The organism is Ruegeria sp. SAZD011, assembly GCF_059612545.1.
Genome location: NZ_JBXWQU010000026.1, coordinates 91766 through 113974, shown reverse-complemented (window position 1 = coordinate 113974; position 22209 = coordinate 91766). Strand labels below are relative to the sequence as shown.

Genomic DNA, 22209 nt, shown 5'->3' with positions numbered 1-22209 from the left:
CCTTTGTCATTCGGAGAGGACCATATGGCTGACCTGACCCTGTTTCATACCGCCGAGGTGCATCGCGCCACCTTCGATGCGCTGGCCGCGCGGATCGCGCCGGGGGTGCGACTGACCCATGTGGTGCGCCCCGACTGGCTGGCGCGCGCGCAAAACGGGATCGACGCCGATCTTGCGGCCGAGATCACCGCCGCTCTGGCCGAGGCGCCGGTGGCGCTCTGCACCTGTACAACCATCGGCAGTGTGGCAGAGCGAGCTGGGGCCCTGCGCATCGACGCGCCGATGATGCAGGTGGCCGCACAAAGCGGTGGGCCGGTCCTGCTGGTCTGCTGCCTTGAGAGTACCAGGGCGCCTTCGATCGCGCTGCTGGAGGCGGCCTTTGCCGCCGAAGGCACTCCGGCGCGGATCGCTCATCTGGATCTGTCCGACCTCTGGCCTTTGTTCAACGAAGGTCACGGCGACACCTTTGCTGACGCAATCGCGCGGCGCGTGGAACATGCAGTGGCTTCTCATACGGACCTGAGCGCCGTGGTGCTGGCCCAGGCCTCGATGGCCGGGGCACAGGCGCGGGTGCGGGCGGATGTGCGGGTGCTGGCCTCGCCGGAACTGGCGCTGCGCGCCGCGCTCAAGCGGGCCGGAACATGAAAACGGGGCCGCTCGGCCCCGTTGTTCAGATCGTTCTGAAGAACAGGCTCAATACCCGAACACGTCGTTCGGGACCCATTTCATGCCTTTGCCCTTTTGCCCCCAGCGCATCATCAGGCACGAGGTATTGAGGCGGTTGAAATAAGTGATATCGACCTTGTACCAGCCGGCCTGCGGCACCTCGACTTCGGAGACGATGGTGCTGTCGCATGTCTGGCGTCCGTCGAAATGGCCAACCCTCTGGCCGCCGATACGTGCGTCGATCCCGTCATTGGTGAAGAAGTCGATCTCGTAAACACCCGGAGAATCGAAACGAATATAACCCCGTATCGCGGCGGCCACGTTTTCCGCCCGCTTCGAGGTCAACGTGTTCTCGCCCTTGGCGGTGTCACGATAATCTAGCCCGCGCAGTGCCTTGCCGCGCTGCGCGCCCGCCTTGAGCACGCTGCGCGCCTCGGCCAGTTGACGGATGTGCTCGCCCTCCCTGGCATATCCATAGCTGACAGACAGGCCACGCTTCAGCCCGCCGGGCTGCGGATTGGCCGGTTGCAGTTTGGCCGGTCCTGCCGACAACGCTCCTGCACAGATCATGGCAAGCCCTGCAAGCGCGCCGATCCAGATCGCTTTCATATGTTACACTCCCGGTTTTCTGCGCCGCGACCGGTCTTGGCGCCGGAGTTGGGCAACGCATTCGTGATCAGCCTAGGCATCAAATTTTCGTGCGGCAAGGGCCGATACGATCACTTTTTCCCCGCACCTCAGGCGCGCAGGTCCTTGGGAGAACCCATGACGACATAGGTCGTGATCGAATTCACATGCGGCAGGGTGCCCAGAACATCGGTGTGAAAGGTCTTGTAGCTGGGCAGATCGGCGCATTCGACCCGCAGCAGGTATTCGATGGTGCCGGTGATGTTATGGCATTCCACAACTTCGGGTGCGCGGGCGACGGCGCGCTCGAACCGCTCTTGCGCTGCCTTGGTATGCTCACCGAGGCCGACACCCATATAGGCGACAAATCCGATGCCCAGCGCCGCCGGGTTCAATACCGCGCGGTAGCCGCTGATGACGCCCGCCCGTTCCAGCTCTTGCACCCGACGCAAGCAGGCCGAGGGCGACAACCCCACTCTCGCCGCAAGGTCGAGATTGCTGATCCGACCGTCGCGGGATAATTCCTGCAATATCTTGCGGTTGATTTCGTCGATCTTCGTCATTGATTGCGAATTTGCAGCGAACGGTCGCAAGAACGCAATTTCATTTGCCCTGAGCCGCGCAAGAGTTTGCGCATGACATACGATCTGCTCATCGCCCTTTTGCTCTTTGCCTTTGTCTCGTCGATCACGCCGGGGCCGAACAACCTGATGCTGATGGCTTCGGGCGCCAATTTCGGTTTTCGCCGCTCGGTCCCGCATATGCTGGGGATCGGGCTGGGCTTTACCTTCATGGTGGTGATGGTTGGCGTCGGGCTGGTGCAGGTCTTTGACGCCTGGCCGCCCAGCTATACGCTGCTGAAATACGCTTCGGTCGTCTATCTGCTCTATCTTGCCTGGAAGATCGCCAATGCCGCCCCGGCCAAGCGGGGGGCCGAGGCTGGGCGCCCGATGACCTTTCTTCAGGCTGCGGCCTTTCAATGGGTCAACCCCAAGGCCTGGGCGATGGCGCTGACCGCGATCTCGGCCTATGCGCCGGGACAGACGCTGATGGCGGTGCTGGTGGTTGCCGCGATTTTCGGGGCGGTCAACCTGCCTTCGGTCAGTACCTGGACCGTGCTGGGTCAGCAGATGGCGCGGTTGCTGACCAATCCACGCCGCCTGACGGTATTCAACTGGACCATGGCCGGGTTGCTTGTTTTGTCGCTCTACCCGGTGCTCTGGCCCGGCTAGGGTCGCAGGGGAATGCACAGATCGGTGCGCAGCGCCTCGGGCGCCGTGTGTTCAGGATCGTCGTGATAGATCTCGAAAGGCGGCGCAAGATCGGGCCAGACCCGCAGGCGCCGCAACTCGCGCTCGTAGAGGCTGCGGAACTTGTCTGGTATCTGGTCATAGGGTCCCACATGGCGATGTATGGCACAATGACAGGGCCTCTGGCGCCACGGTTCCAGACCCGCAAGCTCGCCTGTGTCCCGCGGTACCGCGCATCCGGCAAGATAGATCTGTTGCGATGGCGGGGTTCGGGCCGGGTCGGACAGGTAGAGCCCGGCCACCGGCCCCCAGCCGCGTGTCCGCCAATCGGGCGGCAGGCAGGAGAGGAGTTGCGCAAATCCCGCGGCCTTCTGCGCATAGGGTCCGATATGGCGAAAGGCGCGCAGATCGAAGCCCGCGAGATGGTCGAGTGAGACATCCAGGTTTTCATTGGTCACGACCAAGGCCTCACTTCAGGGGCAGGCAGATTTCGGTCAGCAGTTCTTCGGGTTGAACCGCGCGCGGATCGTTGAGGTAAATCTCGAAACAAGGGCTGTCCGCCGGCTCCTCGCCCGAACCGGGCAACCATGTGCCGAACAGAGAATGATAGGCGGCGGCAAGCCCGGAATAGGGACCCTTGTAGGTCATGACCGCCGTCCTGCCGCCGGGGAGGTGGTGTTCTTCCATCCCTTGCGGGATATCCTCGCCGCGCCATGTTCCGCCTGCAAAGGACCGCAGTTCCGCCTCGGGCACGCAGTCGGGGCTGTCGAGATAGACCGCAACCGAGTCCGCGATCTGCCGCCACAGGTTGCGGGACTGGCACAGGGCCGAAAAACTCTCGAAGCTGCGGCCAATGGTGGCATAGGCCCCTTTGTGGGCGATCCCAGCCAGACGCCGGGCAGGTTCATCGCGGATTTCCACGGGAAGCATCGGATAGTCTCTTGTCTTGAAGGGGGGCAGAGGCGGCAACAGCCGATTGGCCCGGCGAAAGGCCGACGGGCTTTGCCCATAGGCCTCGGCAAAGGCGCGCGCGAAGGAGACCGGGTTGGGATAACCGACCGAGGCGGCGATCTCGTCCACACGCGACCGGGTCTGTACCAGTGCGGTGGCGGCGCGGTGCAACCGCATCCGCCGCACCGTCTGGGCACAGGTCTCGCCCGTCAGCGCCCGGAACACCCGGTGCCAGTGAAACCGCGACATCGCCGCCACATCCGCCAACTGGTCCAGCGACAGGTCGCCGCCCGGATTGTCGTGGATGTAGTTCAGCACCCGCAGGATGCGCCCTTCGTAATCTGTCATTGCCTGATGCCTGTTTCCTCTGCCCCGGCAGACTGCCATCGAAGCGTCCCACAAATCTTGCCGAGTTGCATCCTGCGCGACCTGAGGTCATATAGCGTGAAACTCCGCGACGTGAGGGCACCATGACCCAGTATCTGGATTTCGAGAAACCGCTGGCCGAAATCGAAGGCAAGGCCGAGGAACTGCGCGCTCTGGCCCGCGCCAACGAAGAGATGGACGTGGCAGAAGAGGCCGCGGCGCTCGATGCCAAGGCGGCCAAGCTTCTGGACGAGCTTTATCGCGATCTGACCCCCTGGCGGAAATGCCAGGTGGCCCGGCACCCCGAACGCCCGCATTGCCGCGACTATGTCGATGCGCTGTTCACCGAATACACGCCGCTGGCCGGCGACCGGAACTTTGCCGATGATCTGGCGGTAATGGGCGGGCTGGCACGGTTCAATGACCGCCCGGTCATGGTGATCGGCCACGAAAAGGGGTCCGACACCAAGTCCCGCATCGCCCACAATTTCGGCATGGCCCGGCCCGAAGGATATCGCAAGGCGGTGCGCCTGATCGAGATGGCCGGCCGGTTCGGTCTGCCGGTGGTGACCCTGGTCGATACCGCGGGCGCCTATCCTGGCAAGGGCGCCGAAGAGCGCGGCCAGTCCGAGGCCATCGCCCGTTCGACCGAGATGTGCTTGCGCGCTGGTGTGCCGCTGGTCTCGGTCATCATCGGCGAAGGTGGCTCGGGCGGCGCCGTCGCCTTTGCCACCGCCAACCGGGTGGCGATGCTGGAACATTCGATCTATTCGGTGATCTCGCCCGAGGGCTGCGCCTCGATCCTGTGGAAGAATGCCGAAAAGATGCGCGAGGCCGCGGAAGCGCTGCGTCTGACCGCGCAGGACCTGCTGAAACTGGGCGTGGTCGACCGCGTGATCCCCGAGCCGCGCGGTGGTGCCCATCGCGACAAGGCTGCCGCGATGGAGGCGGTACGCACCTCCATCGCCGCCATGCTCAAGGAGCTTGAGGGCAAATCCGCCGAGGCGCTGATCAAGGATCGTCGCAAGAAATTCCTCGATATCGGATCCAAAGGGCTGGCCGCATAGGAAAGGGCGCCGCGTGCCTCTTCATTTCGCCTGAAATACTCCGGGGGAGTCGCCCATCGGGCGACGGGGGCAGCGCCCCCGCCCCGCTCAGCTCAGCGCAGCATCCGCAACAGCTCGACCGAGGGCGTGCCGGTCACTGCCAGCCCACGCGCGCGCTGATAGTCGCTGATCGCTGCGGTGCTTTTCGAACCGATCACCCCGTCTGCACCGCCGGTATCATATCCAGCCGCCGTCAGGCGGGTCTGCAACTCCTTGCGCTCTTCCAGCGTCAAACCGGTCTCGTCCGGCCCGAACGATGCCTTGAACGGCCCGCCGCCCTTGAGGCGGTCCGACAGGTGGCCGACGCCGATGGCGTAGCTGTCGGAGTTATTGTAGCGCTTGATCACGTTGAAATTCTTGAACACCGCGATCTTGGGTCCCGGCACCTGCGGTTGCAGCACGGCCAGCGGCGTGCCCGAATTGGCAGCGGCGGATCCCACTTCGCCCCCCCAGGGCTGGCCCCGCACCCAGCCCGCATTGGCCAGATAGGCGGCGGTCGAGGCCAGCGCATCGGTCGGATCCTCGGACCAGATATCGCGCCGCCCGTCGCCGGTGAAATCCACCGCATAGGCCAGGTACGAGGTCGGGATGAATTGGGTATGGCCCATCGCACCCGCCCAGCTTCCGGTCATGTTTCGGGGTGACGTATCGCCGTTTTGCAGGATCTTCATCGCTGCGATCAGCTGTTTTTCGAAGAACGCGCCGCGCCGACCGTCATAGGCCAGCGTCGACAGGGCCGAGACGATCGGCACATCGCCGCGCCGGGTTCCATAGCGGCTTTCCAGCCCCCAGATTGCGGTCACCACCGCCTTGTCGACCCCATAACGTTGCTCGATCCGGTCCAAGAGCGCGCCGTGCCGGGCCAGCATCTGCTTGCCGGTCGCGATCCGCTCGTCCGAGGCCGCGATGGCCAGGTAATCCTCCAGCGAGCGTTTGAACTCGGTCTGGTTGCGGTCCCGCTCGATCACCTTTGGGATGTAGCCCGCCCCGCGAAACGCGCTGTCGAGGGTTGAGGCGGAAATGCCCTGCGCCGAAGCCCGCCCCTTGAAAGAGGCGACCCAGGCGGTCCAGCCCGCGTTGGGAACGGTGGGCCAGGCTTCTGCCGGCGCGGCGGTGGGCGCGGTCGTAGCCCCGCCACAGGCCGAAAGCGTCAGCGCTCCCAAGCCGAAAGTAAAAAGGCGACGATCAATCATGGTGAATCCTGCTCGTTTGTTTTGCCGCAAGATACCGCGATCAGCCGCGCCAGACCAGCAAGCGTTTCTCGATTTTGCCGATGGCCCAGCTGGTCAGCACGCCGAGGCAGGACAGAATGACCACACCGGCAAAAAGCCGCTCAAGATCATAGAGCGCGCCCGCTTGCAGGATATACGCGCCGATCCCGTGTTCGGCGCCCAGCATCTCGGCCGCGACCAGCAGGATGATGCCGATGGCCAGCGACACCCGCAGCCCCGACAGGATGCCGGGTAGCGCGCCGGGCAGCACGATCTTGCGCACGATAGACCACCAGCCCAGGCCAAAGCTCTGACCCATGCGAATGAGCCCCCGGTCGACATTGTCGACCGCGCCATAGGTGGCCACCACCGTGGGCGTGAAGGTGCCCAGTGCGATGAGCGCGTATTTCGACCCTTCGTCGATGCCGAACCAGATCACGAACAGCGGCAGCAAGGCAATCTTCGGGATCGGAAAGATCGCCGCCACCAGCGGCACCAGCCCGGCCCGGATGTAAGAGAAGAGCCCGATCAGCACGCCCACACCAACACCCGCGCTGATTCCCAGAATCGAGCCCACCGCCAACCGGCTGAGCGACGGGAGCAGATGCGTCCATAGCGCGCCGGACCGGGCCAGATCACCCAGCGTCGCGGCCACGTCCGAAGGGCGCGGCAGGGTCAGGTTGGAAATCCAGCCCGTCCGCGTGCCCCATTCGATCAGGAACAGCAGCAGCACGAACACCGCGATGCCAGTGCCGCGCCGCGCCTCGGGACGGAAACCGCCGCCACGAAAGGGAACCCTGATCTCAGGCATCCAGCAACTCCAGATCGGCGGCCATCGCCTCGTCCCGCATCAGTGCCCAGAGATGGGCCTGGATCGCCTCCAGCCCCGCGTCCCCTGCATGCCGTTCCGACAGCGTCCCCGGCACCTCGATCACCTCGCGCACGCGGCCAGGGCGACGCGACAGCACCGCGATGCGGTGACCCAGGCGCACCGCCTCGGCCAGGTTGTGGGTGACATAGACGCCGGTAAAGGGCTGCCGCTCCCACAGGGCCACCAGATCCTCCATCAACAGCTCGCGCGTCTGCGCGTCCAGCGCCGAGAGCGGCTCGTCCAGCAGCATCACCGCCGGGTTCACCGCCAGCGCCCTGGCAATGGCGACCCGCTGTTTCATGCCCCCCGACAGTTGTCGGGGCAGGGCATCGTGGAAATCCGACAGCCGGGTGCGGGCCAGCACATCCTCGATGATCGCGCGCACCCGGTCGCCCGGCAGACGGTGATCTTCGAGCACCAACGAGATATTGCCCGCCACGCTGCGCCAGGGCAGCAGGGCGAAATCCTGAAACACATAGGTCAGCGGGTTCAGACAGCCCTCGGGCGGGGTGCCGCCTTGCAGCACCTCGCCCCAATCGGGTTGTTCCAGCCCGCCCAGCATCCTGAGCAGCGTGGACTTGCCGCAGCCCGACGGACCGACCACGCACAGGATCTCGCCCGCCGGGATATGCAGCGAGACATCGTCCAGCACCACCATGTCGCCATAGCGATGGGTCAGACCGCGAACCGCGAGCTCCATGTGCCGTCAGATCATCGGTGCATAAGATCCGTCGACCAGCACCTCGGTGGTGATGCTGTCCTTGACCAGACCTTCGGACTTGAACCAGCCCAGCTGATCCTCGACCGAACCCATGTTCAGTCCCGCATCCTTGTTCAGGCGCATCGCGCCGTTGCGGATGGATTTCTCGGCCTTCTCGAAGGGTTGGTCTGCATAGACATATTTGTGCACCAGCTTGACCATTTCGACCCCGGCCTCGTCCCCGGCGGTCTTGTCCACCAGGGCCGCGTTGAAATCCGCCGCCCCGCGCGAGAAGGCGCGCAGGAACGCTTCGGTCTGCGCCCGTTCGCCGGATGCATTGCTGGCCGAGGTAAACACGGTGGTGACCTGATAGTCGGGCAGATAATCCGCAACCATGCCGATGTGCTTGACCGCACCACCGCCCGAGAGCGCCTTGCCTATATGGGGCACGATGGTCCAGGCGTCGACCTGTCCCGATTTCATCGCGCCGATGATCGCGCCCACCTTTTGCAGCGGCGTGAACTTGACCGAGGCGCCCTCGGCCGCCGCGATCTTGGCGCCCATATAGTGGAAGGACGAGCCCGGCTGCGTCACCGCAAAGCTGCGCCCGTCCAGCGCCGCGGCGCTGGTCAGCCCCGCGTCATAAGCCGCGTTCGAGGCCAGGATCATTTGGCCGTCAATGCCCTTTTCCTCGCTCAGCGCGCCGCCGATCACCTTGGCTGCGCCTTTTTCGGCCAGGCTGATCAGGCCGCCGGTGATTGCGGTGACGGCATAATCGGCGTCACCGCTGGCGATTGCCACCGCCATCGGTTGGGCCGCCTCGAAGAACTTGAATTCGACGTCCAGTCCCTCGTCAGTGAAATAGCCGCGCTCGAAGGCGACAAAGGACGCTGCATGGCTGGTGAAGCGCAACGCGCCGACCGTCATCTTGGGATTTGCCAGGGCCGGTGTTCCCAGCATCGGCAAGGTGGCCGCGCCACCGATCAGCCCCAGCGCACCGCGACGGGTGAAATATGTCATGGTTTCTCTCCCCTGTTGTTCACTGGATAATGTCGCAGTTCTGAAAATCATCCAAGCCCTGTTGGCCAAGCGTCGGGCCATCATGGGTTTCGGTGGCGTCGATTTGGTTCTTAGGCCGTTTCATGGGACGCTGACCGGATAACTTGCGAGTTCAGGGGGCCGAAATGTCAGATCCATATTCGAACCTTGCAGCACAGGACCGTGCCATTCAAACCGCAATCGCGGATGCTATGGAACTGCGTTGCCTTGACCCGTCACAAGTCGCAATCCGCGAAGCATATCTGTGCGGGTTAGAGTTGCCGCCGGGCGCTCTCGCCGTTGAGCTCGGTTCTGGCACCGGCCATGTCACACTGGACCTGATCAAACTTGCAGGCGCCTCCAACGCGCTGGGGATTGAGCCATCACCCGTCATGGTCGAACGCGCCCGCGCGCAGTTTGCCACCGAGCCGAATTTGCGCTTCGAAACCGGTGACGCCAGGGATACGGGGTTGCAGGATGCATCCGTGGACATGGTCTTGATGCATACGCTGCTTTGCCATGTTCCCAGCCCCAGGGATGCGATTGCCGAGGCGTTCCGCATCCTCAGGCCGGGTGGGGTTCTGGCGATATGTGACGGGGATTACAGCACCGCCACGACCCAGATCGGGGATTTCGATCCGCTGGAGCAGGTTGTGCGGTTCATGATCAATCAGAATGTCACCAACTTGTGGATCATGCGGCAGGTTGGCGATCTATTGACTGACGCCGGGTTCGAATTGGGTGCTCGACGGGGGCATGGATACGTGGCCGAGGGCGAGGCCGGGTATTTTCTGACTGTTATCGACCGCGGTGCGGACAAGATGGTGGAGAATGGGGTGTTGTTCACCGAAACGGCGGCGGCCCTGAAATCCGAGGCACGCCAGCGTCTGGAGGCCCAAAAGTTCTTTGGATTCATGTCCTATGTGAGCCAGATCGCGACAAAGCCCTGAGGGCTATTGCTCACGTCACCAACAGCCGCAGGCCCTGGGTCACGTCGGAACGCACCGCCAGCCGCAATCCGGGTTCATCGCCTGCCTTGAGTGCGGCGATGATCAGCTTGTGATATTGCGGCGGATCGGTGCGGCGTAGTCGGCCATAGAGCGCGCGCATCGTCGGCCCCAACTGCAGCCAGACGGTTTCCGCCATGGCCAGCATCGCCGGCGCCTGCGCCCGAAGGTAAAGGGTGCGGTGAAATTCCAGATTGGTGCGGATATACCCCACCGCATCGCGTTTCGACACCATCTCGGCCACCGTGCCGTTGATCGTCTGCAACCGGTCGATCAGAGCCATATGGGCACGCGGCAGGGCGCGGCTGGCCAGCTCCACCTCGAGAAGCGCACGCAGGGCGGCCAATTCCTCGATCCGGTCGCTGCTCAACTCGGGGGTCGACACGCGGCCCGAACTGGACAGGAACAACGCCCCCTCGGCCACAAGGCGACGGATCGCCTCGCGCGCGGGGGTCATCGAAACGGCGAATTCCTTGCCAATGCCGCGCAAGGTCAGTGCCTGACCCGGTGACATTTCGCCATGCATGATGCGGGTGCGCAGGGTGCGATAAACCCGGTCATGGGCGGCAGCTGTCTGGTCGGTCGGGCGCGGGTTCTGCATGCTTCCATGTGATCACATCCGCAAGCGGCGTCAAGCCGACCTTGTCATTCCGGCAGGCCGGCGGTGCGCAATGCCTGCTCCAGACGGTTGAGCGTGCTACCTTCGCGATAGGGATAGATATCGGGCAGGTTGGCAATCGTGATGCCGGGTTGAAGCGCAAGTGCCTCGACCACTTCCCATTCGGCATCCTCGATCTGGCCCAGCTCGGTCAGGATCGCGCCTTGCAGCAGACGTTGGCGCAGCGCTTCGGGATTTCTTTCCAGCGCCTCGGTGCTCCACTCCAGCGCCGCTTCCAGGTTGCCAAGGCTGAAATGCACTTCGGCGATTGCATTCAGATAGGGAAACGGCGCCCGCGGGTTCAGGCGCATGGCGTGCTCAAACCCGGCCAGGGCGCGCTCCGGCTCACCAGCGTAATGCCAGTTCCAGGCCTGCATTCCGAAACCATCGGCATAGTTCGGGTCAAGCTTTACCGCCTGTGCGAAAGAGGCATCGGCCTTGTCGTATTCCCGGCGAAACATGTGAACCAGTCCCAGCGAGGCATGAACGGCGGGCAACTCGGGGTCGATCGTCACCGCCTGACGGGCGAGCCGATACGCGGTTTCCAGCGATTCGGCGCTGGCGGTCAGCGAGACGCCGGTGCGATTGGTATAGGTGGTTGCAAGGATAGCCTTTGCCAGCGCGAAATCCGGATCCAGATCCAGCGTGGACCACAAGTAGGCCTGGGCCGCCTTGCGCGATTCATCGTTGAACCTCCAGATCTCCTCCCAGGCGCGCAGGAACAGATCATAGGCCTCCAGATTGTCGGTATGGCGCTTTGACAACCGCCGCCGCTGGTCCTGTGTCAATTCGATCTTGAGCGCATCGATGATCTGCGAGGCGACCTGATCCTGTAGCGCGAAGAGATCGCTGAACTCGCGGTCCAGCCGTCCGGCCCACAATTGGAACCCGGTCGTGCCATCGACCAGATTGGCATTGATGCGGACATGATCGCCGGCGCGCTGCACGCTGCCTTCGACCACATACCGCACGCCCAGAACCTTGTGGACGGTCTGCGCGTCCATCGCCTCTTGCCGGTCGCGAAAGGAAAAGCTGGTGTTGCGGGCAATGACCAGCAGGCCGCCGATCTGGCTGAGATCGTTGATCAGGTTGTCGGTCATACCGTCGCTGAAATACGTCTGCTCGGGATCGCCCGAGAGGTTGGCGAAGGGCAGGACAACCAGCGAGGGCCGGTCCTGCGCCTCCGGCACAGCGACCGTTGCACTGTCGTGCCCGCCAATGCCGAGGTCCCGGCCCAGCAAGGCAAAGGCCAGACCGGCGGCGGCGATGACGCTTGCCACGATTGAAAGAGGCTGAAGTCGCCGCCGCGCAGGCCCTTGGCGCTTGGGGGCTACCGCGCCTTCGCCGTCTTCAGTGGTCAGGTGAAACACCGCGACCGGCTCGGCCACGTTCTTGACCATATGCTTGCCGCCATCGACAAACCGCAGGTCCCCCCGTTTGCGGGCCTGCTCGAAGACGCTGTGCGAAACGGCAATGCCGCCCGGACGCGCCAGGCCCTCGATCCGCGAAGCGACGTTGACCCCATCACCATAGATGTCGTCATCCTCGACAATGATTTCGCCGAGATTGATGCCGATCCTGAGTTCCAGGGGATGGTTCCGCATCGCGGTCTGAATTTCGCGTGCGCAATCAAGCGCGCTGGTGACGCTGGCGAATTCCGCCAGTGCCCCGTCGCCCAGCAACTTGACCAATCGCCCGTCATGGCGTGCCAGCGCAGGTTCGACATGGGTGCGGCGTGCATCCAGGACAAGCGCCAGCGTGCCCGACTCGTCCTCGCCCATCAGGCGGGTAAAGCCGGCGACATCCAGCATCATGATGGCTGCCAACCGTCGCTGTTCCTGTCCGGTCATGCTGCCCCGACCCCTCATTCCCCAAGGTCACCTTAGCAACTCACCCTGTTCGGACCAACAGGGTTAGAAGAGGTAACTGTGAAGCTGGGTGCCGTTGTCGCGCAACCACTGGCGCGGTTCCTCATAGGGTCCGTGGATGCGGGTGACCGTGCCCCAGAACCGCGAGGAATGGTTCATCTCGACCAAATGCGCCACCTCGTGGGCGGCGACATAGCGCAGGATCGAGGGTGGCGCGAGAATCAGCCGCCAAGAGAACATCAGCCCGCCCTCGGCGGTGCAGGACCCCCAGCGCGAACGCGTGTCACGCAGGGTGATGCGGCTATAGGTCTGGCCCAGTTCGGCCGCATAGAAATCGCAGGCCGCTGCCAGCCGGTCTCGCGCCAGTTCGCGCAGGAACCGGTGCAGCCGCGCCTCCATTCCCTGCGATGGCACCTCGACCTGACCCGGGCGCAGCTGGATCCGCCGCCCCGTCGCCGGAACGATACGGGTGGGGACCCCCTCGATCGGAATCGCGTCACCATATCCGGGCTGCCGCCGGGGCGCATGCCGGGCCAGATGTCCGCGAATCCAGTCGGCCTTGCTGTGGGCAAAGTCGATGGCCTCGCGCTCGGGCACACCCGGTGGCAGGGTCAGCGTGACCCGCCCGTCCAGTTGTGATATGCGCAGGCTTATCCGCCGTGCACGCGCCGAGCGTCTGAGCGTCAGCGGCACCGGTGGTTGTCCCGGCAGATGATGCTGCCCCATATCGCGCTCCCTCTGGCGTAAAGGCTTTGACAGTCTGCACCTCATGTGGCACGAGGCCGGAATCGTCGTTGCGACTCACCAGATATCAAGGGGATTTCACATGCCCAAGGAAGAATGGGGTGTAAAGCGCGTTTGCCCGACCACAGGCAAACGGTTTTATGACCTGAACAAGAATCCGATCGTCAGCCCCTATACGGGCGAGGTTGTCGAACTCGATCTCGGCAAGGGCCGCATGATCGCTGCCGATGCCGAGGATGCCGCCACCCGCAAAGCCCGCCAGACCGTGGAGGACGACGAAATCGTGCTGGACGACAGCGATGACGATTCTGTCGACATGGATCTGGATGATGACATCCTTGAAGACGATGATGACGAGGACAGCGTTTCGCTGGACGACATCAAGGATATGTCCTCGGAAGACGAGTGAACCGGATCGGATGCGCGTAAGTCAGGGCGGGCTTTGTCCCGCCCTTTTTTCGTGCCCGGCCGGCCGGTATCCAACTGCGGGAAAATCTGCGACTTCGCCGTTTTTTCGCTTGCACTCCCCCGGCCGCTCTCATAAACGTCCGCTCACCGCAGCGACGCGCATGTTCGCTGGCCGGTCCGGGGCCTTAGCTCAGTTGGGAGAGCGCTTGCATGGCATGCAAGAGGTCAGGGGTTCGACTCCCCTAGGCTCCACCAGATTTCTTACGAAAAATCCAGACCCCTTTCTGTTTGAAGCAAGCCGTTGTTCGCCTCGGCATTGCTGTTTGCACCACTGCCTGGCTGCTTCTCCACGTTTTCACGGGTGACAGGGCGGTGCGGTTTTGCCTCTCCGCTCCACAAGAAAAACCCCGCGCCGGGCGCGGGGCAGTTTTCTTGCCAAGGGAAGCAAGCGGGGAGAATTACCAGTTCATCGGACCCTTGTCCGCAAAGGAATGGACCAGGAAATCTATGAAGGCGCGCACCTTGGGCTGGGTGAACCGGCCCGGCGGATAGACCGCGTAGATGCCCTGCACTTCGTCGGGCAGCGACGGCATCGCATCCTCGACCAGCCCCTGTTCCATGGCATCGGCGAACAGGTAGCAGGGCAGATAGGCGATCCCGAGGCCCGAGATGGCAGCATTCAGCAGCGACTGGCCGTCGTTCACGCTCAGCCAGCCGGCGGTGCGCACCTGACGTTTCTCGCCCGACGGCGCAGTCAGCTTCCAGACATTGCCCGAAGCCTGGCTGGAATAGTGCAACAGCTTGTGTTCGTTCAGATCGTCGATTTTTTGCGGGCGCCCGTATTTCTCGAAATAGCTGGGGCTGGCGATCATTCGCTTGGTCGTTTCGCTCAGCTTGCGGGCACGCAGGGTGCTGTCCTCCAGCTCACCGATGCGGACGGCCATGTCGAACCCTTCCGAAATCAGTTCCACATAGCGGTTGTTCAGGACCATGTTGACGGTGATATCGGGAAACTCTGCTAGAAACCCGGACAGCACCGGCGACAGGTGATTGACGCCGAAATCGGTAGCCACCGAGATCCGCAGCAGCCCCGAGGGCGCCGATTGCATCGAGGTCACCAGCGCGTCGGCCTCTCCGGCATCGTTCAGCACGCGGCGGGCGCGGTCGTAATAGGCCAGCCCGATTTCGGTGGGTGATACCCGGCGCGTGGTCCGGTTCAACAGCCGGGCGCCAAGGCGTGCTTCGAGACTGGAAACATGTTTGGATACCGCGGATTTCGAGATACCCATCTTCTTGGCCGCGTCGGTGAACCCGCCCTGGTCCACGACATTGGCAAAAGCTTCCATTTCTGTCAGTCGGTCCATGCTCGGTTCCTCGGCTGATTGATCTTGCTTGAGGATCACTTATCCGCGCAGATCTGGGCGAGAACGGGGCAGAGCTGGGATAATATCGGGGTTTTGTCGCGGATCGTTTGCGGCGGGGAAACAGGGAAACAATAGCGAAAGCCCGTTGCAGTTTTCAGAAACTGATGCCGATTACATAGATCCAAAATGGCAAGGTCGCGGCGCTGAGCAGGGTGGATTGGGCAATCAGCGTTGCGACCAGCCTGCGGTCGGCACCAAAACCCGACGCCAGAACATGTGCCGCCGATGCCGTCGGCAGGGCCGCGAACAGGATCACCACCGCCGCCAGACCGGGACCGGCCCCCAGCAAGCGGCACAGCAGCCACGCCGTTGCAGGGGTAAGGAGCAACCGCACCGAACAGAGATAGCCGTTGAACACATCAAGCCGGGTCAGGGCTCGCCAGTCCATGGTGGCGCCGATCGAGAGCAGGGCGATCGGAATGGCGGCGTGGGCCAACATCTGCGCCGGTGCAAGGATCGGATCCGGAATCTTGTATCCCGACAGGCCCACCGCCACCCCGGCGACCGAGGCCAGCAAGAATGGGTTGAGCGCGATTTTCTGCACCGTGGCCCACAGGGTCAGGTTACCGCCCCGCGACAGGGCGGAGACCGCCAGCAGATTGGCCACCGGAACCGCCATGCCGATGGCAACCGCCATCTGACCGACTTCGGCCAGGTGCAGCGTTGGTACCGCGACAAAGGCTATCGCGCTGTTGAATCTCCAGGTGGTCTGCCAGGCCCCGGCAAAATCCAGAAACCGCTCCGGGCCTGCTCGGCGGGCCAGGTAACCAAGCATCAACGCAAGCCCCATCACTGTCCAAACGGCCGGCCCGATGCGGATCACATCCTGCACTGCAATAGGCCGGTTGCTGGCCGCAAAGAACAGCAAGGCCGGAAACAGGACCTCGAAATTCAGCTTGTCCAGCCCCTGCCAGGCCGCAGGTGTCAGCCGGTCCCGCACCGCGCCGCCCAGACCAACCATCAGAAAGCTGGGCACCAGCCCCATCAGGATTGTCGTGATCATGCCCGCTCCATTTCCCAGCCATTGCGCCAGACCTTGCGTCTCTGCCGGTCAATACACAAGTACGTGTGCCTGTAATCCGTGTTCGATTCCGGAACCGCGATCGCGTAGGATGCCACCAGTGTTTCAGCAACGAGGAACTGGTTGTGAAAAGCTTTCTTGCCGCATTTGGTATCGGCCTTCTGGCGACGGCAGCCCTGGCGGGCGGCGATACCCCCGCCAACCCCGAGGCGCGGGTCTATTTCGCTAATCTCGCCGATGGCGATACCGTGGCCTCTCCGGTCACGGTGATCTTCGGTCTCAGCGGCATGGGCGTCGCCCCCGCCGGGACCGAGGTCGAGAATACCGGTCATCACCACCTGCTGGTCGACCGCCCCCCGATGGGTCAGGGCGAAGACGGGGCCGAAGAGCTGACATTCGCCCTTCCCGCCGATGAGCACCACCGCCATTTTGGCAAAGGCCAGACCGAGGTTACGCTCGACCTCGAACCGGGCAAACATACGCTGCAACTGGTGATGGGAGACCATACCCATGTGCCCCACAGCACCCCGATCGTGTCCGAGGTGATCACCATCGAGGTGAAGTAAGGACCGAGACTTCGGCCGCGGGCGAACCCTCGCCCGCGATCTTTACCCTAAGACGGGGGTCCAGACGAAAGGACCCCCATGCTGACCTGCATCATCCGCTACCATATCGACCCGACCAAACGGGCCCAGTTCGAACGCTACGCCCGCACCTGGGGACAGGCGATCCCGCGTTGCGGCGCCGACCTGATCGGTTACTACGCCCCGCACGAGGGCTCATCGACCCTCGCCTATGGCATCTACAACATCCCGAGCCTGACCGAATACGAGGCCTATCGCGCCCGCCTCGCCGCCGATCCGCTGGGGCGCCAGAACTACGACTTCGCCCAAACCGAGAAGTTCATTTTGCGCGAGGACCGCACATGGCTCAAACTGGTCTCCACCCCGCATGGAGAGCCGACATGATCGCCGTCATCTTCGAAGTCGAACCCGCCCCCGGGCAACAGGACGCCTATCTCGATCTCGCAGGCCGGATGCGCGCCCTGCTTGACGATATGCCGGGCTTCATCTCGGTCGAACGGTTCCAGAGCCTCACCACTCCCGGCAAGCTCTTGTCGCTGTCGTTCTGGGAGGATGAAGAGGCCGTCACCCGCTGGCGTCAGCTTGCCGCCCATCGCGGCGCGCAGACCCGTGGGCGCGAGGCGCTCTTCGCCGACTACCGCCTGCGCGTGGCGGGCGTGATCCGCGACTATGGCATGACCGACCGCGATCAGGCCCCCGACGACAGCCGCGCAAGCTACGGCTAGAACAACCAGCGCAACAGACGTTTCAACCAACAGGGGGCGCGGTCCGATCCGTGTGACGGTCAATCGCCCCCGGCACCGGCCCGCAGCTTGCCCAGAACGACCGGCGAATACTGCGCCGCGCCGCCCGGCCCGAACACATGTTTCTGGATGCGCTCGAACGCTTCGAGATATTTGGTGTACGAGGTCAGGTCGACCCCGCTCGGCGCGGGCAGCATGTCGCCCAGCGCCCCGGTATAGCCCCTTACGCTGATCTCCATCTCTGCCCGCGACAGGCCCAGCTGCGCCTCGGCCGCGATATTGGCCACCGAGACCTGCGCATCCGATTTGAAACTGGTGGCCTCGATCTTCAACAGAACCGCAACGCCGATCTCCACCTGTTGGCCATCGACCGTCCCAACCATGAAGGATTTCGCCTCCTGCAACACGCCCACCGACTTGCCGCTGGCCTGCGCACTGAACAGGCTGTTGAACCAGCTGACCTTGCCGCTGGCCTCGCGGGTAAAGGCCACCGCGCGCACGTAATGCTGATCGAGCGCAACCGGATCGCCCGGTTGCAGCCCGTTCTCGCCGCCCAGGCCAAGACCCAGCCCTTCGGTCTGCGGGCCACCTGCATCGCCGGTGCGAAACCGATAGCCCGAAAACAGTGGGTCTCCGGCAGAGAGAGGTTCATAAAGCGCTTTTTCCGACATGAGCGTTCAATCCTTGCAACCAATGGCTGAACGCTACCATGAAACCCAGCCAAGGCCCAAGCGCTTTGCCCCTTCATTTCGCTGCAAATACTCCCGCCGGAGGCAGAGATTTTTCGACGAAAAATCTCTCCATCGCCCCGATCAGAACGACAGCGCCAGCCGGGTGCCCTGGTTGATCGCGCGCTTGGCGTCCAGTTCGGCGGCCACGTCCGCCCCGCCGATCACATGGCAGGGCACGCCCTTGGCCTCCAGCGCATCCGCCAGCGACCGGTCCGAGACCTGACCGGCACACAGAACCACGGTGTCGCAGGCGATCACCGTCGGGTTCTCGCGCGCCTCGCCAAAGCTGACATGGAGACCGTCGTCGTCGATCTTCTCGTAGTTGACGCCGCCCACGAAATTGACACCCTTCATCTTCAGCGTCGCGCGGTGGATCCAGCCTGTCGTCTTGCCCAGGTCCTTGCCATGCGCCTTGGCCTTGCGCTGCAACAGCGTCACTTCGCGCTCGGGCTTGGCGGGCTGCGGCCCCTCGGGCGCCAGGCCCGAGCGATGCTCGCCCGGATCGGTCACGCCCCATTCCTTCATCCACAGCGGCAGGTCGGTCGCCGGGCTGTGGCCCTCTTCCAGCAGGAACTCGGAGACGTCGAACCCGATGCCTCCGGCACCGATCACGGCGACCCGCTTGCCCACCGGCTTCTTGTGGCGCAGCACATCGATATAGCTCAGCACATTGGCCCGGTCCTGTCCCGGGATCGCCGGATCGCGCGGGCTGACGCCCGTGGCGATCACCACCTCGTCAAATCCGCTTAGATCATCGGCGCCTACCGCCTGGCCCAGTTTCAGGGTCACACCCAGATCGGCCAGCATCACCCGGTACCAGTCCACGAGCCCCCAGAACTCTTCCTTGCCCGGCACCTGCTTGGCCATGTTCAGCTGACCGCCGATCTCGTCCGACTTGTCGAACACGGTCACCGCATGGCCGCGCTGCGCGGCGGTGATCGCCGTCGACAGGCCCGCAGGACCGGCGCCCACGATGGCAACCTTCTTGGGCGCCGCCGCCTTCTCCACCACCAGTTCGGTTTCATGACAGGCGCGCGGGTTCACCAGGCACGAGGTCAGCTTGCCGCCAAACGTATGATCCAGACAGGCCTGGTTGCACGCAATGCAGGGGGCAATGCGGTCGCCCTGTCCTGCTGCCGCCTTGTTGACGAAATCCGCATCCGCCAGCATCGGGCGGGCCATCGACACCATGTCGGCGCAGCCGGTTGCCAGCACGTCCTCGGCCACTTCGGGCGTGTTGATCCGGTTCGAGGTGATCACCGGGATCGACACCTGCCCCATCAGCTTTTTCGTGACCCATGCAAAGGCCGCGCGCGGCACGCTGGTGGCAATCGTCGGAATCCGCGCCTCGTGCCAGCCGATACCGGTATTGATGATGGTGGCCCCGGCCTTTTCGATCTCTTTCGCCAGCTGCACCACCTCGTCGAAGGTCGAGCCATTGGGAACAAGGTCGATCATCGACAGGCGATAGATGATGATGAAATCAGTGCCCACCGCCTCGCGGGTCCGGCGCACCACCTCGATCGGCAGGCGCATCCGGTTTTCATAAGACCCGCCCCAGCGGTCGGTGCGCTTGTTGGTATGGGTGACCAGGAACTGGTTCAGGAAGTAGCCTTCGGACCCCATGATCTCGACCCCGTCATAGCCCGCCTGCTTCGCCAGCACCGCGGCATTGACGATATCGCCGATCTGCTTCTCGATCCCTTCCTCGTCCAGCTCGGTCGGCGGGAACGGAGAGATCGGCGATTTCACCGGGCTGGGTGCCACGCATTTCGGCCCATAGGCATAGCGCCCCGCATGCAGGATCTGCATCGCGATCTTACCGCCCGCCTCATGCACCCGGGCGGTGACGATGGAGTGGTTCGCGACATCCTTGTCGCTGGTCATCATCGCCGCCCCCGGCAGGACAGACCCTTCCATGTTCGGACCGATACCGCCGGTCACCATGAGCCCCACGCCCCCCCGCGCGCGATCGGCATAGAATTCGGCCACCCGGTTCCAGTCGCGGGTCTCTTCCAGCCCGGTATGCATCGAGCCCATCAGCACGCGGTTCTTCAGCGTGGTAAAGCCCAGATCAAGCGGCGCAAGCATATGTGGGTACGCAGTCATCGGAATTACTCTCCCTCGGATTTGACGGGCAGGATCACCCTAGCCCGCGCCCCTGTCACGCGAAACCCGACGTCACCCCCTTTGCCGCCGTAACGTCGCTTGATAGACAGGGCCAACCGCAATGAAAGGCCCCGGATGACACCCGAACAGATTGCCGCGCTGCCCTATCGCCCCTGCGTGGGCGTGGTCCTGATGAATGGCGATGGGTTCGTCTTTGTCGGCCAACGCATGGACCAGAACACCGATGCCTGGCAGATGCCCCAAGGCGGGGTGGACGAGGACGAGGACCCTTATGAGGCCGCCCTGCGCGAGCTATGGGAAGAGACTGGCGTGACAGCGGATCTGGTCGAAAGGGTGGCAGAAACCGAGGGCTGGCTGCCCTACGACCTGCCGCATGACCTTGTGCCGCGCATCTGGAAGGGGCGCTATCGCGGGCAGGAGCAGAAATGGTACCTGTTCCGCTTTCTGGGCCACGACGATCAGATTGACCTGGAAACCGACCACCCCGAATTCAGCCGCTGGAAATGGCAAGACCCCGACCGTCTGGTGGCCGAGATCGTGCCGTTCAAGCGTGACGTCTACGAGCGCGTCGTTGCGGCCTTTGCCCCGCATCTGGGCTGAGCAAAGCGCAGTCGTCGGGGCGCGTCCGCCGGGCGCTGCCCGATCCACACCGCGCCCAGCACGATGATCGCGCCCAACCCCTGAACCGGGCTCAGGGATTCGCCCAGCGCCAGCCAGCCCAGGATCACCGCCGTCAACGGGCTGAGGATGCCGAGCAGCGAGACCGCTGCCGGTTCGATCCGCGCCAGACCGCGAAACCACAGGATATAGGTCAGCGCACCGCCGATCAGGCTGAGCCAGGTCAGCGCGGCCAGATTGATCAGGCTCAAGCCGGGCCAATCGGGCGCGGCCAGCCAGGCCACCGGGATCATCAACAGACCACCGGCGGTCAACTGCCAGGCGGTGAATGTGACCAGCGGCACATCGGGCCGCCATTTGCGGGTCAGCACCACGCCCACCGCCATCGACAGCGCGCCGCCCAGCCCGGCCAGCACGCCTACCGTATCCAGCCGCGCCTCGGGACCCAACAGCAGCAGCGCCACGCCGACGACCCCCGCCAAGGCTGACAGCACCGCTCTCAGCCGTATCTGTGTGCCCAGCGCCACCGCTGACAGGAAAACGACGATCAGCGGCTGTACCGCGCCCACCGTCGCGGCCACCCCTCCCGGCAGGCGATAGGCGGCAACAAAGAGCAGCGACCAGAACACCGCAAAGTTCAGCGCGCCCAGGATCAGCAACTGCCCGATCCAGGCCCGAGGCGGCAATTGACGCACCAGCAGCATCAAAAGCAACCCAGCAGGCAGCGCCCGCAGCAGCGCCACGACAAAAGGCGAATGCGCGGGCAGGAACTGGGTGGTGACGATATAGGAACTGCCCCAGATGGCCGGGGCGATTGCGGTCAGGGCGATATCCGTTGTCCGTGACATAGGGGGCCTCATCAATTTATCTCGACGTCGAGATAACATCATTTATCTTGACGTCAAGATAAATCGACGAAATAACCCGGATCATGGATCATGTAGACCTTATCACCCGGCAATGGGCGGCCGAGCGCCCCGACCTCGACACGCGGGCAATGGCGGTGATCGGCCGGGTCGCGCGGCTGTCGATGGCTTTTGGACAGGGGATGCAGGAAAACTTTGCCCGCAACGGGCTGAACGCGGCCAAGTTCGACGTTCTGGCCACGCTCTTGCGCTCGGGTCCGCCTTATGCGCTTTCCCCCGGCGCGCTGCTCGATGCCACCATGGTCGCCTCAGGGACCATGACCAACCGGATCGACCGGCTGGAACAGGACGGACTGGTCGAACGCCGCAAGAACCCCGATGACAGCCGCAGCGTGATCATTGCGCTCACCCCCAGGGGGCTGACCCTGATCAACGAGATGATGGCCGCCCATGTGGCGACGCAGGCGCAGCTCTTGGAGGGATTGACGACAGAGGAACAAGCGGCTCTGTCCACCCTGCTGGCCAAGGCACTTCACAGCGCCGAGACTGCAAACGCGCGCGCCGCTCAGGTGTAGCCGGAACTCCGGAGGACTCCCAGCCTCAGCCTCTGCTTCTTTCTGG

26 protein-coding genes and 1 tRNA gene are annotated in these 22209 nt (G+C 63.6%); 11 read left to right on the top strand and 16 right to left on the bottom strand.

The genetic code is table 11. The annotated features are described in order from the left end of the window. Positions 1-24: 24 nt before the first annotated feature. Positions 25-645, top strand: coding sequence for a hypothetical protein (locus tag AC2FLM_RS13795; protein ID WP_496858648.1), 621 nt, complete (start codon positions 25-27; stop codon positions 643-645). A 48-nt stretch (positions 646-693) separates the two neighbouring features. Here AC2FLM_RS13795 and AC2FLM_RS13790 read toward each other — a convergent pair whose 3' ends face one another. Then, positions 694-1275 carry a PA14 domain-containing protein gene (locus AC2FLM_RS13790; protein WP_234138747.1) on the bottom strand — a complete coding sequence of 194 codons (582 nt, stop codon included), beginning with the start codon at positions 1273-1275 and terminating at the stop codon, positions 694-696. A gap of 128 nt (positions 1276-1403) precedes the next feature. Further along, the gene (locus AC2FLM_RS13785; protein WP_496858646.1) at positions 1404-1856 is read right to left on the bottom strand and encodes an Lrp/AsnC family transcriptional regulator; all 453 of its coding nucleotides are present in this window, start codon (positions 1854-1856) and stop codon (positions 1404-1406) included. A 72-nt stretch (positions 1857-1928) separates the two neighbouring features. Between AC2FLM_RS13785 and AC2FLM_RS13780 the strand changes: the two genes are divergently transcribed. After that, entirely contained in the window at positions 1929-2525 is a 597-nt protein-coding gene (locus AC2FLM_RS13780; protein WP_234144556.1) for a LysE family translocator, read from the top strand. On the opposite strand, the gene AC2FLM_RS13775 is transcribed toward AC2FLM_RS13780, so the two are convergent. Further along, a complete protein-coding gene (locus AC2FLM_RS13775) occupies positions 2522-3001 on the bottom strand; it encodes an AraC family transcriptional regulator (protein WP_496858644.1) in 480 nt (159 codons plus the stop codon). The genes AC2FLM_RS13780 and AC2FLM_RS13775 overlap by 4 nt on opposite strands. Positions 3002-3011: 10 nt before the next feature. Continuing rightward, positions 3012-3842, bottom strand: coding sequence for an AraC family transcriptional regulator (locus AC2FLM_RS13770; RefSeq protein WP_496858642.1), 831 nt, complete (start codon positions 3840-3842; stop codon positions 3012-3014). Positions 3843-3964: 122 nt separating this feature from the next. On the opposite strand from AC2FLM_RS13770, the gene AC2FLM_RS13765 reads away from it, so the two are divergent. Beyond that, a complete protein-coding gene (locus AC2FLM_RS13765; protein WP_496858640.1) occupies positions 3965-4927 on the top strand; it encodes an acetyl-CoA carboxylase carboxyltransferase subunit alpha in 963 nt (320 codons plus the stop codon). Positions 4928-5019: 92 nt separating this feature from the next. Here the strand turns inward: AC2FLM_RS13765 and AC2FLM_RS13760 are convergent, their stop codons facing one another. The 4 genes from AC2FLM_RS13760 to AC2FLM_RS13745 are packed head-to-tail and all read right to left on the bottom strand — an operon-like array spanning position 5020 to position 8768. Next, positions 5020-6159: a lytic murein transglycosylase gene (locus AC2FLM_RS13760; protein ID WP_496858638.1), complete on the bottom strand. Its 1140-nt coding sequence runs from the start codon at positions 6157-6159 to the stop codon at positions 5020-5022. Positions 6160-6199: 40 nt separating this feature from the next. Next, positions 6200-6988: an ABC transporter permease gene (locus tag AC2FLM_RS13755; protein WP_496858636.1), complete on the bottom strand. Its 789-nt coding sequence runs from the start codon at positions 6986-6988 to the stop codon at positions 6200-6202. Then, positions 6981-7748, bottom strand: coding sequence for an ABC transporter ATP-binding protein (locus tag AC2FLM_RS13750; protein ID WP_496858634.1), 768 nt, complete (start codon positions 7746-7748; stop codon positions 6981-6983). The genes AC2FLM_RS13755 and AC2FLM_RS13750 overlap by 8 nt, the downstream gene beginning before the upstream one ends. Positions 7749-7754: 6 nt before the next feature. Then, complete coding sequence (locus AC2FLM_RS13745) at positions 7755-8768, bottom strand: ABC transporter substrate-binding protein (RefSeq protein WP_496858632.1); 1014 nt, start codon at positions 8766-8768, stop codon at positions 7755-7757. 164 nt (positions 8769-8932) lie between these two features. Here AC2FLM_RS13745 and AC2FLM_RS13740 point away from each other — a divergent pair, with 164 nt between their 5' ends. Further along, positions 8933-9736 carry a methyltransferase domain-containing protein gene (locus AC2FLM_RS13740; protein ID WP_496858630.1) on the top strand — a complete coding sequence of 268 codons (804 nt, stop codon included), beginning with the start codon at positions 8933-8935 and terminating at the stop codon, positions 9734-9736. Positions 9737-9746: 10 nt separating this feature from the next. Here the strand turns inward: AC2FLM_RS13740 and AC2FLM_RS13735 are convergent, their stop codons facing one another. The 3 genes from AC2FLM_RS13735 to AC2FLM_RS13725 form a co-directional block, all read right to left on the bottom strand. After that, entirely contained in the window at positions 9747-10394 is a 648-nt protein-coding gene (locus AC2FLM_RS13735; protein WP_496858628.1) for a GntR family transcriptional regulator, read from the bottom strand. Positions 10395-10438: 44 nt separating this feature from the next. Further along, positions 10439-12301 carry an adenylate/guanylate cyclase domain-containing protein gene (locus AC2FLM_RS13730; protein WP_496858626.1) on the bottom strand — a complete coding sequence of 621 codons (1863 nt, stop codon included), beginning with the start codon at positions 12299-12301 and terminating at the stop codon, positions 10439-10441. A gap of 63 nt (positions 12302-12364) precedes the next feature. Beyond that, positions 12365-13045, bottom strand: a complete 681-nt coding sequence (locus tag AC2FLM_RS13725; RefSeq protein ID WP_496858624.1) for a M48 family metallopeptidase — start codon at positions 13043-13045, stop codon at positions 12365-12367. 100 nt (positions 13046-13145) lie between these two features. Between AC2FLM_RS13725 and AC2FLM_RS13720 the strand changes: the two genes are divergently transcribed. Together AC2FLM_RS13720 and AC2FLM_RS13715 are read left to right on the top strand one after the other, a co-directional pair. Then, the gene (locus AC2FLM_RS13720) at positions 13146-13472 is read left to right on the top strand and encodes a TIGR02300 family protein (protein WP_234144547.1); all 327 of its coding nucleotides are present in this window, start codon (positions 13146-13148) and stop codon (positions 13470-13472) included. Positions 13473-13650: 178 nt separating this feature from the next. After that, positions 13651-13726: transfer RNA gene (locus AC2FLM_RS13715), tRNA-Ala, on the top strand. A gap of 203 nt (positions 13727-13929) precedes the next feature. Here the strand turns inward: AC2FLM_RS13715 and AC2FLM_RS13710 are convergent. Together AC2FLM_RS13710 and AC2FLM_RS13705 are read right to left on the bottom strand one after the other, a co-directional pair. Then, complete coding sequence (locus AC2FLM_RS13710) at positions 13930-14835, bottom strand: LysR family transcriptional regulator (RefSeq protein WP_234137133.1); 906 nt, start codon at positions 14833-14835, stop codon at positions 13930-13932. 154 nt (positions 14836-14989) lie between these two features. After that, on the bottom strand, positions 14990-15898 hold the full coding sequence (locus AC2FLM_RS13705) for an AEC family transporter (RefSeq protein ID WP_496858622.1): 909 nt from the start codon (positions 15896-15898) through the stop codon (positions 14990-14992). A 143-nt stretch (positions 15899-16041) separates the two neighbouring features. On the opposite strand from AC2FLM_RS13705, the gene AC2FLM_RS13700 reads away from it, so the two are divergent. From AC2FLM_RS13700 to AC2FLM_RS13690, 3 genes are all read left to right on the top strand, one after another. After that, entirely contained in the window at positions 16042-16482 is a 441-nt protein-coding gene (locus AC2FLM_RS13700) for a DUF4399 domain-containing protein (RefSeq protein ID WP_496858620.1), read from the top strand. 78 nt (positions 16483-16560) lie between these two features. Further along, positions 16561-16884, top strand: a complete 324-nt coding sequence (locus AC2FLM_RS13695; RefSeq protein WP_496858618.1) for an NIPSNAP family protein — start codon at positions 16561-16563, stop codon at positions 16882-16884. Then, positions 16881-17225 (top strand): antibiotic biosynthesis monooxygenase family protein, encoded by a 345-nt coding sequence (locus tag AC2FLM_RS13690; protein ID WP_496858616.1) that lies wholly within the window; start codon positions 16881-16883, stop codon positions 17223-17225. Before AC2FLM_RS13695 ends, AC2FLM_RS13690 begins: the two co-directional genes overlap by 4 nt. Before the next feature lie 59 nt (positions 17226-17284). Here the strand turns inward: AC2FLM_RS13690 and AC2FLM_RS13685 are convergent, their stop codons facing one another. Further along, positions 17285-17914, bottom strand: a complete 630-nt coding sequence (locus AC2FLM_RS13685; protein ID WP_496858614.1) for a hypothetical protein — start codon at positions 17912-17914, stop codon at positions 17285-17287. 141 nt (positions 17915-18055) lie between these two features. Beyond that, complete coding sequence (locus AC2FLM_RS13680) at positions 18056-20083, bottom strand: FAD-dependent oxidoreductase (RefSeq protein ID WP_496858613.1); 2028 nt, start codon at positions 20081-20083, stop codon at positions 18056-18058. Positions 20084-20218: 135 nt separating this feature from the next. On the opposite strand from AC2FLM_RS13680, the gene AC2FLM_RS13675 reads away from it, so the two are divergent. Then, the gene (locus tag AC2FLM_RS13675; RefSeq protein WP_496858611.1) at positions 20219-20704 is read left to right on the top strand and encodes an RNA pyrophosphohydrolase; all 486 of its coding nucleotides are present in this window, start codon (positions 20219-20221) and stop codon (positions 20702-20704) included. Here AC2FLM_RS13675 and AC2FLM_RS13670 read toward each other — a convergent pair. Next, complete coding sequence (locus AC2FLM_RS13670; RefSeq protein ID WP_496858609.1) at positions 20662-21570, bottom strand: EamA family transporter; 909 nt, start codon at positions 21568-21570, stop codon at positions 20662-20664. The two genes, AC2FLM_RS13675 and AC2FLM_RS13670, sit on opposite strands and share 43 nt — an antisense overlap. 83 nt (positions 21571-21653) lie before the next feature. On the opposite strand from AC2FLM_RS13670, the gene AC2FLM_RS13665 reads away from it, so the two are divergent. After that, positions 21654-22163, top strand: coding sequence for a MarR family winged helix-turn-helix transcriptional regulator (locus AC2FLM_RS13665; RefSeq protein ID WP_496858607.1), 510 nt, complete (start codon positions 21654-21656; stop codon positions 22161-22163). The last annotated feature ends 46 nt before the right edge of the window (positions 22164-22209 follow it).

Bases quoted from the DNA above. Each gene is read 5' to 3' on its own strand.
- AC2FLM_RS13765 (WP_496858640.1), top strand. From the start codon at position 3,965: ATGACCCAGTATCTGGATTTCGAGAAACCGCTGGCCGAAATCGAAGGC.
- AC2FLM_RS13755 (WP_496858636.1), bottom strand. From the start codon at position 6,988: ATGCCTGAGATCAGGGTTCCCTTTCGTGGCGGCGGTTTCCGTCCCGAG.
- AC2FLM_RS13720 (WP_234144547.1), top strand. From the start codon at position 13,146: ATGCCCAAGGAAGAATGGGGTGTAAAGCGCGTTTGCCCGACCACAGGC.
- AC2FLM_RS13680 (WP_496858613.1), bottom strand. From the start codon at position 20,083: ATGACTGCGTACCCACATATGCTTGCGCCGCTTGATCTGGGCTTTACC.
- AC2FLM_RS13750 (WP_496858634.1), bottom strand. From the start codon at position 7,748: ATGGAGCTCGCGGTTCGCGGTCTGACCCATCGCTATGGCGACATGGTG.
- AC2FLM_RS13705 (WP_496858622.1), bottom strand. From the start codon at position 15,898: ATGATCACGACAATCCTGATGGGGCTGGTGCCCAGCTTTCTGATGGTT.
- AC2FLM_RS13745 (WP_496858632.1), bottom strand. From the start codon at position 8,768: ATGACATATTTCACCCGTCGCGGTGCGCTGGGGCTGATCGGTGGCGCG.
- AC2FLM_RS13795 (WP_496858648.1), top strand. From the start codon at position 25: ATGGCTGACCTGACCCTGTTTCATACCGCCGAGGTGCATCGCGCCACC.
- AC2FLM_RS13690 (WP_496858616.1), top strand. From the start codon at position 16,881: ATGATCGCCGTCATCTTCGAAGTCGAACCCGCCCCCGGGCAACAGGAC.
- AC2FLM_RS13675 (WP_496858611.1), top strand. From the start codon at position 20,219: ATGACACCCGAACAGATTGCCGCGCTGCCCTATCGCCCCTGCGTGGGC.
- AC2FLM_RS13710 (WP_234137133.1), bottom strand. From the start codon at position 14,835: ATGGACCGACTGACAGAAATGGAAGCTTTTGCCAATGTCGTGGACCAG.
- AC2FLM_RS13730 (WP_496858626.1), bottom strand. From the start codon at position 12,301: ATGACCGGACAGGAACAGCGACGGTTGGCAGCCATCATGATGCTGGAT.
- AC2FLM_RS13780 (WP_234144556.1), top strand. From the start codon at position 1,929: ATGACATACGATCTGCTCATCGCCCTTTTGCTCTTTGCCTTTGTCTCG.
- AC2FLM_RS13740 (WP_496858630.1), top strand. From the start codon at position 8,933: ATGTCAGATCCATATTCGAACCTTGCAGCACAGGACCGTGCCATTCAA.
- AC2FLM_RS13760 (WP_496858638.1), bottom strand. From the start codon at position 6,159: ATGATTGATCGTCGCCTTTTTACTTTCGGCTTGGGAGCGCTGACGCTT.
- AC2FLM_RS13725 (WP_496858624.1), bottom strand. From the start codon at position 13,045: ATGGGGCAGCATCATCTGCCGGGACAACCACCGGTGCCGCTGACGCTC.
- AC2FLM_RS13770 (WP_496858642.1), bottom strand. From the start codon at position 3,842: ATGACAGATTACGAAGGGCGCATCCTGCGGGTGCTGAACTACATCCAC.
- AC2FLM_RS13665 (WP_496858607.1), top strand. From the start codon at position 21,654: ATGGATCATGTAGACCTTATCACCCGGCAATGGGCGGCCGAGCGCCCC.
- AC2FLM_RS13685 (WP_496858614.1), bottom strand. From the start codon at position 17,914: ATGTCGGAAAAAGCGCTTTATGAACCTCTCTCTGCCGGAGACCCACTG.
- AC2FLM_RS13695 (WP_496858618.1), top strand. From the start codon at position 16,561: ATGCTGACCTGCATCATCCGCTACCATATCGACCCGACCAAACGGGCC.
- AC2FLM_RS13735 (WP_496858628.1), bottom strand. From the start codon at position 10,394: ATGCAGAACCCGCGCCCGACCGACCAGACAGCTGCCGCCCATGACCGG.
- AC2FLM_RS13790 (WP_234138747.1), bottom strand. From the start codon at position 1,275: ATGAAAGCGATCTGGATCGGCGCGCTTGCAGGGCTTGCCATGATCTGT.
- AC2FLM_RS13670 (WP_496858609.1), bottom strand. From the start codon at position 21,570: ATGTCACGGACAACGGATATCGCCCTGACCGCAATCGCCCCGGCCATC.
- AC2FLM_RS13785 (WP_496858646.1), bottom strand. From the start codon at position 1,856: ATGACGAAGATCGACGAAATCAACCGCAAGATATTGCAGGAATTATCC.